Here is a 17236-nt window from a genome sequence, read left to right on the forward strand (position 1 = left end):
TCCAATTACTGCTTTCTTGAAAATTGTTAATTATAATAACGGTTCGTTAACCTATCACGGAAACACGAGTTACATCACGGTGTTGATAGTCCTGTTGTTTTCGTTAGTAGCTTGGATATTTATGGCTCAAAAATTAAAGAAAGCTGATTATGCATAACATTGTTCTATCCCCATTTCCCTGTATAATAGATTAAGCAGGAAGTTTTAAGGGTGGTGGCTGTCTTTTCCCTTGCGAGGTGAGGCCCATGGGAACATGGAATAATCTTCAGGAAGGTTTCACAGTCAATGAGCGTCTTCCAGACACTCTCGTTGATGTTGCTGTTTGGCACGTTTTTAATCGCGCTACTCAGCTATATCGACAAGCACCACAAATAAAAAAGCCGCCCTGCGTAACTTTGGTAGGTTACAGGGCGAACTAGTGTCGTTTTAATATCTGCCACCGCCTTTGAAGTGGCTTGCATGGGAAGTCCTGTTCCAGCGGGACTTCCTTTTTCTTTTTTCATTATAGCATGTATTTTTGAAACTTTACACTAATAAATGTGGCTAGTTACGTTTATTTAGCGTTTCAGTAGCACAGCTTTTAGTACTCCAATTGCGATTGTTTCTCCATTAAGCTCCGACATTTTCAGATTTCTGATTCCAGTGACCCAAAACATCAAGTTGCCTATACCGGGCGCACATTAAAAGAGGCATTAAAACTTTAACATAGATTTTAATACCTCTTTTAAATATCTAAAATTTCAATGTCATGTGGACCTTATATAACTTAGCTTTTAATCAAAGTAAGCTTTTTAGTTGCCCGGGTAATTGCTATCCGGGATATTTTCATCGTAGCTAACAATCCCCTTTTTAACAAAGGTTGTCATCGTCAGCCATAACAAGAAGAGACAGACAACGATAAAGATTGACAAGACACCAATTGATGTCAAAATTTGACTTCCACCTAATCCAGAATTCAAAGCTTCACGGAAACCAAGAACTGAGTAAGTCATTGGCAAGTATGGGTTGATGGCCTGGAAGAAGCCGTTCATCCCATTAGTGATCTGAATTGGGAATGAACCACCACAGGCACCCAGCTGGATAACCAGCAGGATCATGGCAACGAATCGACCCGGATTATTGCCGAGCATCGACATGAACATGATTAGGAACATCGCCGAATATGAGAAGAACAACGCATTAACGATCATGGCCACTGGATGCATTGGAACCAAGCCGCAAGCCATCATGAAGAGCGTTTCAATCAAGGCATTGCCGGTTGCAACTAGTGCTCCAACTGAAACTTTGCTCAAGAACCACTCCGTACCGGTCCCAGCGGCAGCCATCCGCCGAATTGGATAAACCAAATTGAAGACCAATGAACCAACGAACAAGGCTACTGACAACATGTATGGCGCTAAAGCATAACCATAATTTTGCACCTTACTGTAATTACTATGCTTCAAGTTTGAAGGAGCAGCAAACATGTTGGCGGTCTTATTCGATGTTTGAACACTATTGACTTGCTTAGAACCCTTCTTCAAAGCAACTGCCAAAGCTTTATTGCCACTAGCAAGCTTATCAGCACCTTGCGTCAATTGACTCGAATTATCATTCAACTGTTTAGTTCCACTGGCTAACTGACTGACACCGGAAGTCAAGGTTGGCACTTTATTATTCAAGGTGCTCAAACCACTAGCTAATTCTGCAGCTCCATTATTCAAAGTTGAGCTATTATTAGTCAGTGTCTGAGTACCAGATGCTAATTGACTAACACCCGAAACCAGTGTTGGCACATTGCTATTCAAAGTTCCAAGACCACTGGAAAGCTGCGAAGCACCAGAAGTCAGCGTACTGTTATTGGCAGCCAACTTATTCGCTCCAGTTGCGGCTTCATTTGCACCAGATGTGTAGGCAGAAACTCCGGAAACAAGTTGTGAAATCTGTGAAACTAAAGGTGATCCACTTGATAATTGATTGACCTTGTTTGTCACTTCAGTAGTCGTTGTCAAATTATTGGGGTTAATTGTTGGTAAATTATTTATAGATTTATCAAAAGTCTTAGCATAAAATTGTGCGGAAGCATACTGAGCAGTACTTGCTAATGTCTTAAAATTGCTAATTTTAGTTTGTGTATCTTTGCTCTGCAGTTCTGTCTTTAACTCAGTTAATTTGCTATCAAACTCCTCTGTTGTTGAAAGGCTTTGCTTAAGAAAAGCATTAGAGTCATTCATCAATTTACTCAAAGCTGAATCTGCTTCTGAAAGTTCTTTAATATTTTCATCACTTGCCAAACTTAAAAGAGGTTCCATGCTTTTTTGAACATCACTAAGTGTAGCTGTTAAATTACTCCCTAAAGTGCTTGTTGCTTTACTTATATTTTCAGCATAATCTCCATTTTGCTTTGCTATTGCAGCAATTTTTTCAGCATTACTTGGATCAGATGTTTCCAATTCCGCCGCTATTTCACCTAAAGTTTTTGAATTATCAGCAAGTCCGTTCAAGTTCGGAGTTAATGAAGTTTCTGAATTGCTTTGACTATTTCCTACATAAGTTTGCATATCTTGTTTAACTTGTGAAGAAATTTCATTTGGAAGATTCTGTATTGCTTCCTTATTCTCTTTCAAAGAATTAATTGTTTCACTCAATAATTTCAAATAATTCTGCATACTGCTAAGTTCATATTGGAATTCCTCTATACTCTTTTTTGATTGGCTTAACTTCGTTTGTGTACTTTCGAGTTGCTGAACTATTGAATTTTCCTGCGATAAAAGTTGTTGCACATAATAATTTATAAGCGTATTAGTAACATAAAATCCTGCAGCTACAGTTGGCAATTGTGACGTGGATGAAGCCAATTGTTGCATACCACTATTTAATTCACTAGATTTGCCAGATAATTGATTCAAGCCACTTGAAAGCGTACCAACTCCACTTGTATAAGTACCCAAACCACTCGCCAAACTATTCGAACCTGTAGCTAATTGACTGACACCACTTGCCAAAGTACCAGTACTGCTATTTAAAGTCTGCGTACCAGAATTAACTTTAGCAACTCCAGCGGTATATTCCTTAATACCTGAACTTAGAGTAGTTGCACCGGTTGTCAGTTTAAGCACGCCTGAGCTTAATGGAACGACACCTGTTTGCAGCTCAATTACCCCGTCATTGACCTTGGCAACCCCGGCCGTATAGGTATTGATCCCATCAGACAAGGTGTTTGAGCCAGTCTTCAGCTTATGTGCGCCCTTAGCTGCTGTGCCAAAACCTTTACCGACTTTTTTGATTGTTGCAAACATTGTCTTGGCATAAGCCGTCGATACTGATTTGCGAACTTGGGTATTTAACTGCTTAACACCCTGCTCACTAATAACTTTTCCAATATAGTTCAGTGAATCATTTGTCTTGTATTTCAACTGCATTTTCTTAGGATTTTTATCCAAAACAGTCGTTGCATTTTTGGAAAAATTCTTAGGAATCGTAATAACCATATAATATTTTTTATGGCTGATTCCATGCTTAGCTGCTGAAGCTGACACAAAATGCCACTCCAGGTCATTGTTCTTCTTCAATTTCTTAATTAAGTCATGACCAACCTGCATCTTTTTACCGTTATATTTGACTGGCTGATCTTCATTAACGACCGCCACCGGTAATGATCCTGAATTCCCGTAAGGATCCCAAACTGACTTCAAGAAGAAAACCGAGTACAAAAACGGGATAATCATAATTGCACAAATTGTTGCAATCAGCAGTTTGTGTTCCCCCATATGTTTGAACTCGCTTTTAATCATTTTCAATTATTCTCACCTCAGCCTCTCACTTCGTTTAGTTTCATTATCTACTTTAATAATCCATAATATACACTAAATATCTATGAAAGACAACAAAATCGACATCTAATATCCATAAAGGTCTTAAAATCTTCAATTATTTTTTTAATTTGGTAATAATTTCAAATAAAACTTCAAAAAAAGTTTTTAAACCAAGCCGTCCTGTCAAAATGAAAACATTTTTTAATTAACTGACTGTCAGATCCGCTTAAAGTAAAGTTTTGATTCCTAAAACTGCCAAAAACACTGCAACAACAGGTTCTAAATAATTGCCAATTTTAGTATGAACATTTTTTCTAATAAAGCTGGTGCAATCGCTGCCCCGATTAATGCTCCAATCATCAAACTAATACCAATATTCCAATCAATTTCCCCCCAGCAATATGAAAAATTGTACCAACTACTGACATAAATGCTAAGACATAAGAGGATGTCGCGGCAGCATTAATCATCGGAAGTCCCATCAAAAATAAGCCAGCTATAATCGGAGCTCCGCCACTCATTCCAGCTACTCCAACCATTAAGCCCCCAATAACTCCAAACAAACCCGCTTTCAGTTTTGGATATTTTTGTTTAGTGTTACCTGCGTGATTCCTTTTTTGAAAAAACATATTTATACCAAGAATTACTAAAATGCCCCCAACAATTAAGTTATACAAATGAAATGGTATATATTGAGATATTAAGGATCCAATAATCACAGCAGGAATAGCTGTTAATAACATTTGATTGCCTAATTTAACTTTAATTTGACCATGTTTATAATAAGTCCAACAACCAAGCATTAATGAAGGAAGCACTGTTACCAGCGATGTGGAAGCAGCTGAAGCAGCCGGAAGTTGCATAATTCCTGTTAATATTCCTAAATATATCGCTGCTCCACCACCTCCAAAGATAATGACAAATGTTCCAACAATTAATCCAACTAAAAGTAATATTACATAAATCATAATTAGCCTCCCACTTTATTTTACTAATTGTAATTATAATATTACTATATGTAAAATACAATAAAAGAGATATAATAAATTTGAAAAAATTCAAGATGTAATGAAGGAATAAAAATGGTTAAAAAAATTTTATCCAGGGAAAAAATTATCACAGCCGAAATCCAATTAATTAAAAATGATACTCTTCTAAACTTTTCTATTCTTGCCGATCACCTAGGAGTGAAGCCGCAAGCACTTTACCCGTATTTTAAAAACCAAATGGATTTAAATTATGTAATTTTGTCAGAAACTGTAAATAAATTAAATGAACTGCTTAAAACTCAATTGTTAGGTTTGACTGGAAAAGCAGCGTTATTTCAATTAGCTTTAATTTGCCGAAATGAAGGCCTAGAAAATATTAAATTATTTCATTTTATTGTTACTCTACCGCTTAAAAATGCTCCTACATTTACCAAAAAAAGTATTGATGAACTTAGAAATATCTTTAATTCATTACTAGCGACTGCTTTTAAACATGCAGAAATCCAACTTTTAGCTGGACGGATGATTAGGAATTTAATTTATGGAGAGCTTTTAAATGTTGGAACAGGATGGTTTGTTGATAAGAAGATATCTCAGTCGGAAAGCTTTAAATGGATGATCCAAGAATCATTAGACAGTTTAGATAAAGCAGATAAAAATTTTTAATTTAAAATCAACTAAATTAATGTGTATATCATTAAAAAATTCCAGCCGAAGAAATTTTATCTCCGACTGGAATTTTTTATTTATCCGTTTTTGCTTTGAAGATTCCATGAAAAATAATCTCATGCATGGCGCTGATTGCTGCCCAAAAATCCAGCTCTTGTTCCCGCAAGAAATCACCATTAAGCAAAATCTGGGTCGTCTTGCGCAACATTAAGGCCAGCAGCTTTTTTTCCGTTGCCGACATCTCACGAGTATGTGCGTCATTAAGCAAGATTCGGTAAAATGTCGTGCTAATCTCATTGACCCGTTGATTGAATTGCTGCCACTGCTTGGGGTAAAGACGTTCAAGCTCACGTGAGTAGCGTAAAATATAGCCAATTTGGTAAGTTGACGGAAAGTCACGGACATATTTTTCAATCTTTTCGTAAGCTGAAAGTGACGGATCATTCTTTAAGCTTTCAGCCCTTCGAGTCAGATCAGTAAAGAGAAAATCAATCATTTGTGATATTAATTGCTCTTTACTAGCAAAGCGCTGGTAAATCGTACGTTTGCTAGTATGCAGTTTGCGTGCCAGATCCTCTGTGGTAAACTTTGGCCCTTTTTGTTTGATTAATTCCATGATTGCAGCATACATTTGCTGATCAGTCAATTTCATCTTGAATGCTCCTGTCTACTTCTCTTTCCCACCGTGCTTGCTGATTTTATCTAGCAGCGGATAAGTCAGTTTGATCGTGCTGGGAATTGTCACCGGAATAATCACGACCAAGATAACTAAACCAATAATGACACCTAACGCCACTTGAATCAAGGTCAAAATTCCAGATGGGATCAAAGCGGCAAAGGTTCCCGACAAAATCAAGGCTGCCGATAAAACAACTGCCCCAATAACTGCCGCTGCTGAAATAATCCGTTTTGATGGTATCTGATCAGCAAACTCTGGGCTGCGATATTTCATCATCATGAAGATACTATAATCAACCCCTAGAGCAATCAGCATGATGAAGGTGAAAAATGGTGTATTCCAAGTCAGCATCGGCTGGTTCAACAAATATTTGCATAATAATCTCGTCAAGCTTAATGAAGAGGCATACGCTAAAACTAAAGTTCCAATAATATAAAACGGCTGCAAAATCGAACGAGTGATCAGCATTAGGGCCAATAAGATTCCTGTTACCATAATGGCAGCTGTTCGCAAGAAATCATGCGAAGCGGTATTTTGAATATCATTGGTAACTGAAGTCTGACCGCCTAAAGCAACCGTCGCATCAGCCATCGAAGTCCCCTGCAAATTGTCTTTAACTTCACGCTTGATTTTGTTCATTTTATCCATTGCATTCTTGGAAGCTGGATCCTCGTCTAAGATAACAATGATCTGCGCCGATTTACGATCATCAGACAAATACGTATTCAGTGATTTGGTAAACTGCTTGCCATGAATTGACTTTTGGGGAATATAAAATGATTTGACAGCACTCGACTTTTTAAGTTGTGTTAAATAACTCTTCATTTCGCCGGTTCCAGAGTTGAGAGTGCCTAAACCAGTCGTTGCTTGACCTAGGCCGTTGGAAAGTGTCCCTACTTGGCCACCCAGAGCAGCCAAAGAACTAGCCATCTGCTGGTTGCCTGCAGCAACTTGATTAGCACCATTACTTAGAGTCCCCGTGCTTGAATTCAAAACATTCATTGCTGAAACGATTCGCGCAGCACCACTATTGATGGTTGTGTTATTGGCTGTCAATTGACCGCTGCCTTTAGCTAACTGACTGATACCCGAGACTAGAGTCGGGACTTGACTATTTAAAGTTCCCACCCCGCTGGCAAGCTGAGAAGCACCTGAAGTTAATGAATCGCTGGAGCTATTTAGTTTGGCTGCACCAGCTGCTGCCTTCCCAGTCCCAGCTGTATAACTGTTAACTCCACTGACCAATTTTGAAACCTGTGAATTTAAAGTAGAACCGGCAGCAATTTGAGAAATTTCATTAGTAACATTCTTGGAATTAGTATAATCGTTTTTATAAATATTAATTTTGGGGCTTTGACTATTGACTTGAGCATTAAATCCATTAGCTGCCGTTGCCGCAGCATCTGACAAGGTTTCAAGCTGTTTAACTGAAGTTGCTAGTTGAACAAGGGCATTAACCTTAGTTTGAGCATCGCTGCTAGTTAATGAATTGCTGGTTTTCAATAATTCCTCTAATTGTGGAAGCGTGCTGAAAAGCTGATTTAGTCCATTTTTAAATTGATTAATAGTAGTTGGATCCAGACTTGAACTATCGAACTTAGTTGCACTATCCAGATTTTGAGCAGCTGTTTGAATTTCCTCTAATTGTGCCAGGTTGCTACTTGAGTCTAAGCTCTTTGGATTACCGGATCTTTTAATAATATCTTGCAAAGCAGATTGGCTGGCTGTCGACAATTTGGAACCATCAGTTTGTTGAACACTCACCGCATCACTTGTAATCGCGATGGAGTTAGTTTTGATCTGCCCTAAACTGTCAGTTAAGCTTTGGCTAAACTGTTCTTTAGCTTTTTGAGTGTTAGTTAATAACGCTTCAAATTGAGTAAGATTGGCTTCGATTTGGTCTTTTTTACTTGCTAATTCTTGAAGTTGGCTCAGCATAGCTGCAAAATTAGGATTATTAAGTGTTTCATTAACATCGCTCATTGAAGCTGACATTGAAGCTAACTCTGCTTGATTATTTTGCAAAGCTGAATTTAGCTGTTGAATATCTTGATTTAATACATTATTCATGACATAAAAGCTGGCCGCAGCGGTTGGCAATTGATTAGTAGCGGTAGCTAATTGCTGAACACCACTAGTTAAAGCCCCTGAGTTGCTAGTCAAAGCTGCTAACCCATTAGTCAAAGAACTTACTCCATTAGTATAGGTGCCTACACCACTAGCAAGCGTCCTTGAACCACTAGACAATTGGCCAACTCCACTGGCTAAAGTTCCAGTTTGACTATTTAAGGCCTGTAACCCGGTATTGAGCCGCGTTACCCCACTAGTATAGGAATATAAACCATTTTTCAAAGTCATCGTTCCATTGGTAGCTTGGTTGATTCCATTACTATACTCTGCCAGTCCTGCTGACAATTCTTTTGATCCAGCTGCTAATTTTTGAGCATCGTTGACCCCACCATTGACATCAGCGGCATCGATTTTGTTTTTAGCTTTCTTCAAGCCCTTTTGAATCCTATGCAAACCATCCTGGGCTTCAGCTAAACCGCTGTTAACTGTTTTCAGCTGATTCTTGACATAAAGTTTTTTAATTTGACTGCCGCTTGGCTGAGTGACAGACAAAACCTTCTTAACGCCTTTGACCTGTTTCAATTGGTTAGTTACTTCATCAAGTTGTTTGAGTGATCTTTCATTGTCTAGCCGCTGCTGACTTTGAATATAAATAGTCGTTGGTTCAGCCGTCCCGCGCGAAAAGTGCTGCTGGACTGTCCGAAAACCGATCATCGACGGCAGTGAGTCGTCTAATTCAGCTGTAGTGTCGTAGTTCAGCTGGTTATGTGCTGTAAACGCAAATGGCAGCAAAACTAACAAAGTAATCCCTAAAGCAATTAACGGATGCAAAACTGAATTGCTGGCTAACCAGCGCCAAGATTTGCTGCGCCCACCGCCGGAAAAATCTCGTGAAGGCCAAAACATCTTCTTGCCCAACATAGTCATAAAAAATGGGTTAAGCGTTAAGATAACGACCAGCAAAACTGCGACCCCAACGGCAACTGCAACTGCCGAACGATAGACTGAAAACTTTGCCAACCCCAATGTTGAAAAACCAATCAGAACTGATGATCCACTATAAAGGATCGTTCTGCCAGCAATTCGTAAAGAATTGCGGGTTGCAGTGAGCGGATTTTCCCCGCGGGAAAGCTCTTCTTTAAACTGATTAAAAAGTAAGATATTATAATCAGTTCCGATGCCAAACATGACGATCACCATAAAGACTTGGGTAAAGTTTGAAACTGGAAAACCACTTTTAACGAGGTTCATTACCAGACTTAATGCAATTAAAAAGGAGACCCCAACTGACAACAGTGACACAAATGGCACGACTGGTGAACGGAAGATAATGATCAAGACCACTAGGATAAAGACAACTGCGATCCCTTCCGTTTTCTTGATTCCTTCTTCAGTCTGAGTAACAAAGTCATTTTGCAAGATGTCACCACCAGTCAGGTAAGCGTTGACTCCTGATGTTTTGATTGCCCGCTGTAATTTACTTTCAACCTGGGAAATAGTGGCATTTTTTGAAACTGAGAGCTGTACAAGCTGGGTTGTCTTATCTTTTGCCAATAGCTGCTTTTTAGCCGCAGCATTATCACTTGCTGCCATCATCGATTTGATATCGTAACGATGGTGATGATTCTCCAGTTTATTAATTGTTTTTTGAATTTGTTGATTCTGAACAGTTGTCAGCTTATGATCATGATTACTGAATACCACTACCATCTGACGGGTATTGCTTTGCTTTTTCCCCCAACCATTTTGGATCTCATCTGCTAGTTGGCTGGTCACACCGTTCGGCAGTTTGGTACCACCATACTCACGGACCAAATAACTGATATTCGGCATCATGACTAATGATATGATCAGTAAAATTAACCAGACAATTGCCTGGGAAAAATACTGTTTCTTATTTCCCAATATCCGACTCAACATCTAAACTCCTCCAGTCTCTCCATGATTCTGTTTCATGTTTGTTTGTTAATATAGATATTAACTGTCTATGGTACTAAAACAATTATATAGTACCACTTTGGCAAAAAAAGTAAATACTATTTGCATTCTGCTAAAATTTCAGTCATTGCTTTTTAAATTGCTAATTTGATCTTTAAAAAAATTCCAAAAAAATCAGGCAGCCAAGCTAATGGCTGTCTGATTTTTTATTTTTACATTCGATTAGAATAAATTCGTAAAGAAGTTTTTAATTGATCGGCCCATAATGACAAAGACATTTGCTTTTTGGATTGTTTGGGTGCTAATTGCCTTAACTTGCAAACTAGCTGATCCATCTAAATACTGCAATTTTTGGCCTTTAACTGTCAAGTTTAAAGTACCAATTTGCTTATTTTTAGCAATTGGTGCAGCTAAGCCATTCTTTTGATAAAGTTTTTTATTACCAGTTAATTTAGCTTTCAAGTTGTTGCTGGAAAGTCCGCGTTTAAGCCAAATTTCGGTTGATTGACCAGTAACTGCTTTAGCTGTCAACTGTTTGCCATGATAAACTGGTAAACTATTTGCTCCCTTATAACTCTGATTAGCTTTGATCTTCGTGTAAGTGAAGTTGTTGTAAACATATGACATTAATTTCTGTGTCTGCACAAATCTTGAGGTATCCTCCTGATTCTTGTGTTGCGCACCCAAAACGACGGTAATAATCCGGTGGCCATCTTTGTGAACTGTTCCGGTAAAGTCAGCACCGGCTGAATCAGAGGTTCCTGTTTTCAGTCCATCAACTGGTAATTCGGTATAAGCCTTGGCCAAACCTTTCAGCATCCAGTTCCAATTTTCCATTTCAGTTTCAGTTGTTCCGTTATTAAATTTCATCCGGGCAATTTTCGTTGTCTGTAAAACCTCTGGATAAGCTTTTAATAATTTTTGTGCAACTAAGGCCATTTCAGCAGCGGAAAGTTTGTTTTCAGCTGAGTCAGCTACGCCGGGATACTTAGCACTGCCGACTTCTCCATTTGGCAAACCAGAAACCGTATTGATCTCAGCATCTTTGATTCCCCAGCTCTTCAACAAAGCCCGCATTTGGTCAACAAACGCTTTTTGAGAACCAGCAACTGCATTAGCTAAAGTCATCACCGCACCATTGGCTGAATAGATTAAACTTGCTTGATACAGTTGACGAACCGTATATTTATGATTCTTCAATAAGGGCACATTTGATAACGAAGTATCTTGACTGACTTTATAGGAAGCTGAATCAACTGAGACTTTTTGATTCCAGCTGAGCTTGCCTTTCTTAATTGCTTGCAAAACCAAATAAATCGAAATCAATTTGGTCATTGAAGCAATTGGTAATGATTGATTGGCATTTTTACTGTAGAGCACTTGACCAGTTTTAGCATCAATGGCAATCGCACCCTTAACATCAAGGCTCAAATTGCTGGTGGATGTATCATTGATGGTGGTTGCTTTAGCCGAACTGACTGCTCCACCGGTTGCTCCAATAGTTGCAAACGTCATAACTGCGGTAACTAAACTGATCAAAAACTTCTTAGTTTTCTTAAACATTTTTCCGGTCCCTTCACTCTGTTAAAATTTAACGATCTATTCTAGAATAACCAAAAAAGATTAGTCTGACAACGACTAATCTGCGATTTTTTTGCTTTCCTGATGCTCTTTCTTTGGCTGGTCAACTGGCAATTGGATTATAAACTTAGTCCAGTTTTTATCTGACTCTGCATGAATCTTACCATTATGCAGTTCAACAATGCTTTGAGCAATTGCTAAGCCTAAGCCACTGCCGCCGGTTGCTTTTGAGCGTGATCTTTCTACACGATAAAAACGATCAAATAATTTATTTAATGAACTTTTAGGAATCGGCGCGCCATTATTAGCCACCGTAATCTCGATTGCAGTAGCTGACATTTTACGCGCCTTTAAAACCAGTTGGGTCGCTCCTTGGCCATATTTAAAAGCATTAGTGATCAAATTATTGAACACCCGCACCAATTCTTGGGAATCGGCTTCCATTTCTAAATTATCATTCGAAAACTCCGTCGTGATTTCCAGCTGCTTTTTCCTAGCCTCTAATTCAAACATCACTGCCAATTGATCCAACAATTGTTTCAAATCAATTTTCGACAAATTCAGCGGTGTAGTTGGTTGACGAACCTTGGTGTATTCAAACAAATCATCAGCCAAAGTCTTCATTTGCCGAGCTTTTTCAAAAGCTGTATGCGTATACTTTAATAACTCAGCTTGTGAATGATACTGACGATCTTCAATCAAACCTAAATAACCGATAATTGAAGTCAGCGGCGTGCGAATATCATGGCTGACATTGGTAATCAACTCATCTTTGGACCGTTCAATCTGCCGTTCTTCTTCCATCGAATTCAATGCGCTATCAACCAAGGCATTAATACTAGTGATCACGCGCTGCATATTTCCTGACAACTGAAAAGGTATTCGATGGCTCAAATGTCCATCGGCAATATAATGCAGTTCAGCGATTACATGCTGGAGCTGCATTTGCCGATAGCGCCGAATTAGCCGCCAATAAACGACAAAAACATCGATGATTGCCATTATACAGATGAACAGCCAACCCCAGCTCCAAAAACGAATATTATTTGGTCCAAATGACAACGACATTTTAATTTGAAAAATTCCATTTGCCAACCCTGGATTAGATTCGATCATCTGATCCAACAAAACATACACGGACAAATTCAGCAGCAGCAATAAAATAATTGTTACTACCCCTTCGCCAAAAAGTTCGCTTTTTTCGCGGGCTGTTAGTTTCAATTGTCCATCATCCCCAGCCATTAACGTGTTTCAACTTTATAACCAACACCCCAGACAGTTTGGATCACTTTTTCACCGTTAGTAGCCGCTTCGATTTTATCCCGTAAATGACTGACATGTACCATGACTGTCTTAGCTGAAACGACCGATTCTTGCTGCCAAACCCGTTCAAAAATCTCATCAGCTGAAAATACACGGTTAGGATGGCTCGACAAGAGATACAAAATGCCGAACTCCAAAGCTGTCAGCTGAATCGATTTACCCTCAATTGTTTTAACTTCATGTGAGTCTTTATTAATCACCAGCGGACCAATTGCTAACGTATCCGGAACATCATTTTTGACATCATGTTGAGAGCGTCGTAACAACGACTTGATCCGTGCCATAACTTCCAGTGGATTAAACGGCTTAGTCACATAGTCATCTGCTCCTTGAATCAAGCCTTGAATCTTATCCAAATCACCAGTTTTCGCTGAAAGCAGTAAAACCGGAATCTGTGAATCTTTGCGTACCTGTTTTAAGACTTCAATTCCATCCATCTCCGGCATCATAATATCCAAAATCATTAAAGCAATTTCTGGATGAGTGTTTAATTTTGTGATCGCCTCTTTGCCATTATAAGCTTTGACGACTTCGTAGCCCTCATTCTTGATATAAATACTGAGCAATTCAACAATATCTTTATCATCATCAACAACTAATATTTTCATAAGCAAACTCCTTAAAATTAATGTAGTTCTCTAAACTCCCATGCCTTGTTTAATTTGCTATATCCAAAGCACCGTGCATCAGATCTTTCTCAACTGCACTTTATAACACTATTGTAACAAACTACACCATTATCGTATCTAAAGAATTATTTAAAATCAAGGACTTTAACATTTATCTCTAATAAATTCTTTAAAAATTCAATTTATCTTCTCAATCTGCCAAGCCATGCTAAATTTTGCGGGACATTTTCCTTGATCAATGAATTGGGACTACTGCCAAGCTGACCAACAGGAATCGGCAAGCCTAAACGCTGATAATAAGCATGCCACGCTGGTAAAATTGTCTGTTGTGACCCAAAACACATTGGCTGCTCGTGAAAAATTGCTGCTGGCTTAAAGACCTCGCAAATAAATTCCGAACAATAATAGCCTGGCTGATCTTTAATAAAACTGTGATTATACGGCTGACCTAATAAGGACTCTGCTCTGGTAATCACTTGTTCAAAATCAATTTTAGTAGCAGTCAAACGGTACACGTCGATCGCTTGCTTGGGGTGATCAGCTAAAAAAAACGTCAGTGTCTGCCGAACGCAGCCATATTCTGGAGCGACATGCAAAACAAAATAGTTGCCATTTTGTCGTTTCACTAAAGCAACATGTGTATAGTTAGACTGATTCATATCTGCCTGCGTACTTGCAGCAATTAAGCGCGAAAGTTTCTCTGTTGAAGCTTGGATAAATAAAAGGTCACCACTTTTTAATTCAAGCACCTGCATTCCTCCAATTTAAATTTCAGTCATTCTAAATATGTTACGCCAAAATAAAAATTCACTATTAAATAGCCACTTTCAATTCACAGAAGGTTTAATTCTCCACATTTTTTTTAAATACCTGCTGTGAAGCGATCAAAAGTCTAAATAATAATAAATGTCAGCTTTGCCTTTTTGCTTAGTAAACTGATAGTTTTTAGTATTCAAGCCACCGATTTCAAAACCGTAATGTAAATAAAAACGGTTAGCTCCTAAATTGTTATCTTGAGCAATCGTTGTTAAGCCACGCATGTCATTTTCCTTTGCCAACTTGGTCGCTTTGTCCATCAGTTGGGAAGCAATCTTCTTTCGGCGATAAGCAGCCACTACTTTTAAATCGCTTAAATATAAATAGTGATTCCAACGATTTTCAAAAATAGCTAAGCCAACACATGTCTTGCCAGCAAACGCACCTAGCGCAAAGCCGTTCTGTTCGATAACTGCTAAATCATATTTTTCATTGGGGAATGTCTGGGTCTGCTTGCTGTTATCGAACAAAACTTCGTGAAATTGCCATTTGCCATCTATCCGTGAAACCATCAGTCGACCAAACAAAGCAAACGGTTCATTTGGCAATTTTAGTGCCACCTGATTATTTGGGGTTATGCGTTCAATTCTAATCACTCACACCGACCTCTTTTTTAGTATTCAAATCATTACATATATAACAGCTGCAGCTTAGAAATTCACAGGAAAGTCTTATCGAAATAATTGAGTACACGATCAAAAACTTTCTCAACAGCAACACCAGCAAAAGTGTCTAGGAGTTGCTCATGCCAGTGCAATCCCTCTGAGAACTACTCTTTTTTCTCAGTAGCTCTATCTTACAAAGAGCAAGACAAGGACTACTTGAAAATCACTCTCAACTTAATAATTTTCTCTTAATTGCTCCTTGTTTTCGCCTTTAAATTGCGTTAAGATTCATTTAATATCTTAGGAGGTACTACTTATGTTTGCTTATCACGTTGATAATCAAATTGACTTGGCATTGCCACGTCCTGAAATCGACAGCCCAGCATTATTTTCTTTAATCGTTGCTAGTCGCAAAAAATTAGTTGCCTGGCTGCCTTGGGTCTTAAAAATCAAATCAGCTGAAGATGAGTTGACTTTTTTAAAATCAGTTTGTCAACATTACGGCGAAGGAAAATCCCTTAATACAGTAATCTACTATGAAAACCAACCAGCGGGAATGATCAGCTTTAATAAATTTAAAAAAACCGATCAAAGTGCTGATATCGGTTATTGGTTAGGCAATAAATTCACTAAAAAGGGCATTATGCAACGCTCAGTCAAAGCCATGTGTCAACTGGGCTTTAATGACTATCAGCTGAATAAAATTGTAATTAATGCAGCTGTCGAAAATCAACCAAGCAATCACGTTGCCCAAAGTTGCAGCTTTCATTTTGATGGTGTTCTGCGTGCAAATGAATATTTAATCGATGGCCACTTTCATGATGAAAATCACTGGTCATTGCTAAAATCAGAATGGGAACAACGCAAGTAGTCAGCCAATTCAGATTTTTGCTGGCGGCAAACTATTTCTAATGCCGCCAGTTGGATCAGGTACATCACCTTGATAACGCGGCATTAAATGAATATGGCAATGCATAATTGTTTGGCCCCCATATTTACCGATATTGATGCCTAAATTATAACCATCTGGTGCAAACTTTTGCTCAATCAAATTCTTGCCGCGATGTAAAAGTTCATTGATTGCCAAAACTTCTGCCTCATTTAAATCAAAGAAAGTCGGTTTGTGAGCTTTAGGAATTACCAACAAATGCCCTGGATTGACTGGATGGATATCCCAAAAAGCTGCTGCTAACTCATTTTCCATAATTATTTTTAAATGATCACGTTGACAAAAGATACACTTGGAATTCGTCATATTCGCTCACTCTTTTCAGTGGTACTTTATTTTTAGTCTAAAGCATTTCAAATGTTTGTCTAGCTAATAATAAGCTTTTTTTACCAAAGATGCACAACCGGTCCAACCATATAAAGTCCAAATGCCATTACAATCAGGCAACAAAGGGTGACCAACCATTTGTACCAACCGTGCATGCGATATTCCAGCGGCAAAGCCTTAGCCTCTAGCAGTAATAAAAAGCCTAAAACAATCGGCAGCAGCAGAGCATTGATAACTTCAACTGTCACCGAAAGAGCAACTAAATTAAAATTGATTAATACCAATCCCGCACCAATGACATGAGCTAAAATATAAATCAAATAGAAACCGTAATTATTGCGACTCAACTTCTCATTTAAACTATGTGGCCAATTTAAAACTTCGGTTATTCCCCAAGTCCCAGCTAAGGCTACCACCAAGGCTGCTACTAAGGCTCCTCCAAGCAAGCTTAAGCTCAACAACATCCGCGCATTGAAAGCACCTAAAAAAGGGCTCAATACTTTGGCTAAATCCTCAACACTTTGCAAACCATTAACTGCATGGTAACGACTGGTTGCAGCTGCAAAAACGACGACGAAGAGGATCATAATTCCTTGCGTAATGAATGTTCCAACCGCCGTGTCATGCTGTTCTTGTTTTAAATCAGCAACGGTTAACTGCTTATCAACGATTGCTCCTTGTTGATAAAAGATCATCCAAGGCATCACCACTGCCCCAACATTAGCAGCAACCAAATACAGGTAAGAAGGATCCCGATACGGAACAGTGATCAAACCATGGCCAATCGCCGTTAAACTTGGGTGGATCATTAACAAAGCAATTATAAAGAATAACTCTCCTAAACCAAGGCCAATTCCAATTTTTTGG

14 protein-coding genes are annotated in these 17236 nt (G+C 38.6%); 3 read left to right on the plus strand and 11 right to left on the minus strand.

The genetic code is table 11. The features are described 5' to 3' along the window. Positions 1-312: 312 nt before the first annotated feature. Entirely contained in the window at positions 313-375 is a 63-nt protein-coding gene (locus ON15_RS12230; RefSeq protein ID WP_222843308.1) for a putative holin-like toxin, read from the plus strand. Between the two features lie 416 nt (positions 376-791). On the opposite strand, the gene ON15_RS09670 is transcribed toward ON15_RS12230, so the two are convergent. After that, complete coding sequence (locus ON15_RS09670; RefSeq protein WP_010581292.1) at positions 792-3773, minus strand: YhgE/Pip domain-containing protein; 2982 nt, start codon at positions 3771-3773, stop codon at positions 792-794. A 380-nt stretch (positions 3774-4153) separates the two neighbouring features. After that, positions 4154-4762: a sulfite exporter TauE/SafE family protein gene (locus ON15_RS09675; protein ID WP_010581293.1), complete on the minus strand. Its 609-nt coding sequence runs from the start codon at positions 4760-4762 to the stop codon at positions 4154-4156. A 114-nt stretch (positions 4763-4876) separates the two neighbouring features. On the opposite strand from ON15_RS09675, the gene ON15_RS09680 reads away from it, so the two are divergent. Beyond that, positions 4877-5449: a TetR/AcrR family transcriptional regulator gene (locus ON15_RS09680; protein WP_010581294.1), complete on the plus strand. Its 573-nt coding sequence runs from the start codon at positions 4877-4879 to the stop codon at positions 5447-5449. Between the two features lie 76 nt (positions 5450-5525). On the opposite strand, the gene ON15_RS09685 is transcribed toward ON15_RS09680, so the two are convergent. The 7 genes from ON15_RS09685 to ON15_RS09715 all read right to left on the minus strand — a co-directional run bounded on the left by ON15_RS09685 (position 5526) and on the right by ON15_RS09715 (position 15084). Further along, positions 5526-6104 carry a TetR/AcrR family transcriptional regulator gene (locus ON15_RS09685; RefSeq protein WP_010581295.1) on the minus strand — a complete coding sequence of 193 codons (579 nt, stop codon included), beginning with the start codon at positions 6102-6104 and terminating at the stop codon, positions 5526-5528. 15 nt (positions 6105-6119) lie between these two features. Continuing rightward, positions 6120-10121, minus strand: a complete 4002-nt coding sequence (locus ON15_RS09690) for an MMPL family transporter (RefSeq protein WP_010581296.1) — start codon at positions 10119-10121, stop codon at positions 6120-6122. Between the two features lie 240 nt (positions 10122-10361). After that, positions 10362-11702 carry a serine hydrolase gene (locus ON15_RS09695; protein ID WP_010581297.1) on the minus strand — a complete coding sequence of 447 codons (1341 nt, stop codon included), beginning with the start codon at positions 11700-11702 and terminating at the stop codon, positions 10362-10364. Between the two features lie 75 nt (positions 11703-11777). Further along, positions 11778-12962 carry a sensor histidine kinase gene (locus tag ON15_RS09700; RefSeq protein WP_010581298.1) on the minus strand — a complete coding sequence of 395 codons (1185 nt, stop codon included), beginning with the start codon at positions 12960-12962 and terminating at the stop codon, positions 11778-11780. Then, complete coding sequence (gene croR / locus ON15_RS09705; RefSeq protein WP_010581299.1) at positions 12962-13651, minus strand: response regulator transcription factor CroR; 690 nt, start codon at positions 13649-13651, stop codon at positions 12962-12964. The genes ON15_RS09700 and croR overlap by 1 nt, the downstream gene beginning before the upstream one ends. Positions 13652-13854: 203 nt before the next feature. After that, entirely contained in the window at positions 13855-14421 is a 567-nt protein-coding gene (locus tag ON15_RS09710) for a YiiX/YebB-like N1pC/P60 family cysteine hydrolase (protein WP_050999225.1), read from the minus strand. Positions 14422-14556: 135 nt separating this feature from the next. Then, positions 14557-15084: a GNAT family N-acetyltransferase gene (locus ON15_RS09715; RefSeq protein ID WP_010581301.1), complete on the minus strand. Its 528-nt coding sequence runs from the start codon at positions 15082-15084 to the stop codon at positions 14557-14559. 325 nt (positions 15085-15409) lie between these two features. Between ON15_RS09715 and ON15_RS09720 the strand changes: the two genes are divergently transcribed. After that, positions 15410-15964, plus strand: a complete 555-nt coding sequence (locus tag ON15_RS09720) for a GNAT family N-acetyltransferase (protein ID WP_010581302.1) — start codon at positions 15410-15412, stop codon at positions 15962-15964. A gap of 9 nt (positions 15965-15973) precedes the next feature. On the opposite strand, the gene ON15_RS09725 is transcribed toward ON15_RS09720, so the two are convergent. Both ON15_RS09725 and ON15_RS09730 read right to left on the minus strand, forming a co-directional pair. After that, entirely contained in the window at positions 15974-16348 is a 375-nt protein-coding gene (locus tag ON15_RS09725) for an HIT family protein (protein WP_010581303.1), read from the minus strand. Between the two features lie 80 nt (positions 16349-16428). Continuing rightward, a partial coding sequence (locus tag ON15_RS09730) for a divalent metal cation transporter (protein ID WP_010581304.1) occupies positions 16429-17236 on the minus strand: 808 nt, incomplete at its 5' end.

Origin of the sequence: Liquorilactobacillus vini DSM 20605, from assembly GCF_000255495.1 — a bacterium.
GTDB classification, from domain to species: Bacteria; Bacillota; Bacilli; order Lactobacillales; family Lactobacillaceae; genus Liquorilactobacillus; species Liquorilactobacillus vini.

Coding starts and splice junctions, on each gene's coding strand:
- ON15_RS09670 (WP_010581292.1), bottom strand. CDS start 3,773: ATGATTAAAAGCGAGTTCAAACATATGGGGGAACACAAACTGCTGATT.
- ON15_RS09675 (WP_010581293.1), bottom strand. CDS start 4,762: ATGATTTATGTAATATTACTTTTAGTTGGATTAATTGTTGGAACATTT.
- ON15_RS09680 (WP_010581294.1), top strand. CDS start 4,877: ATGGTTAAAAAAATTTTATCCAGGGAAAAAATTATCACAGCCGAAATC.
- ON15_RS09685 (WP_010581295.1), bottom strand. CDS start 6,104: ATGAAATTGACTGATCAGCAAATGTATGCTGCAATCATGGAATTAATC.
- ON15_RS09690 (WP_010581296.1), bottom strand. CDS start 10,121: ATGTTGAGTCGGATATTGGGAAATAAGAAACAGTATTTTTCCCAGGCA.
- ON15_RS09695 (WP_010581297.1), bottom strand. CDS start 11,702: ATGTTTAAGAAAACTAAGAAGTTTTTGATCAGTTTAGTTACCGCAGTT.
- ON15_RS09700 (WP_010581298.1), bottom strand. CDS start 12,962: ATGGCTGGGGATGATGGACAATTGAAACTAACAGCCCGCGAAAAAAGC.
- croR (WP_010581299.1), bottom strand. CDS start 13,651: ATGAAAATATTAGTTGTTGATGATGATAAAGATATTGTTGAATTGCTC.
- ON15_RS09720 (WP_010581302.1), top strand. CDS start 15,410: ATGTTTGCTTATCACGTTGATAATCAAATTGACTTGGCATTGCCACGT.
- ON15_RS09725 (WP_010581303.1), bottom strand. CDS start 16,348: ATGACGAATTCCAAGTGTATCTTTTGTCAACGTGATCATTTAAAAATA.